Consider the following 672-nt stretch of genomic DNA (forward strand, 5'->3'; position numbering starts at 1 on the left):
AGAGATCCTTCACCGGCGTCGAGAGCTGCGCGCTCGAGAAGCCGAGGCGCTCGAGCAGCTGGCCCGGCGTCATGTCCTTGCCGCCGATGGAGTAGCTGGTGCGCTGCTGCGCGATGATCTCGCGGACGGGCTGGTGCTGCACCTCCGTGAGCTCGCGCAGCTGCTGGTCGAGGATCGCGACGCGCACCGTGGTGCCGCGCTTCACCTTCCCGCTCGTGGGCTCGACGCTGCCGGCGACCAGGCCCAGGAGGGTCGACTTGCCCGCGCCGTTCACGCCGAGGATGCCGGTGCGCTCGCCCGGCGCGATCCGCCACTCGATGCGGTTGAGCACCGTCCGCTCGCCGTAGCGCACGGTCACGTCCAGCAGGTCGACGACGTCCTTGCCCAGTCGCGAGACCGCGAGCTGCGACAGCGAGACGGAGTCGCGCACGGGCGGCTCGTCCTCGATCAGCTGGTTCGCCGCATCGATGCGGAACTTGGGCTTCGCGGTGCGGGCGGGGGCTCCGCGGCGCAGCCACGCGAGCTCCTTCTTCATCAGGTTCTGGCGCTTGGCCTCCATGGTCGAGGCCATCCGGTCGCGCTCGACGCGCTGCAGGATGTAGGCCGCGTAGCCGCCCTCGAAGGGCTCGACGATGCGGTCGTGCACCTCCCACGTGGCGGTGCAGATCTCGT

At 70.4% G+C, this 672-nt stretch carries 1 protein-coding gene; it reads right to left on the bottom strand.

Annotated elements, in window-relative coordinates:
• Positions 1–672: ATP-binding cassette domain-containing protein (locus RKE40_RS29655; RefSeq protein WP_316021740.1), on the bottom strand; the 672-nt coding region annotated here is incomplete at both ends.

This window comes from Allobosea rubneri (assembly GCF_032464875.1).
Classification (GTDB): domain Bacteria; phylum Pseudomonadota; class Alphaproteobacteria; order Rhizobiales; family Beijerinckiaceae; genus Allobosea; species Allobosea rubneri.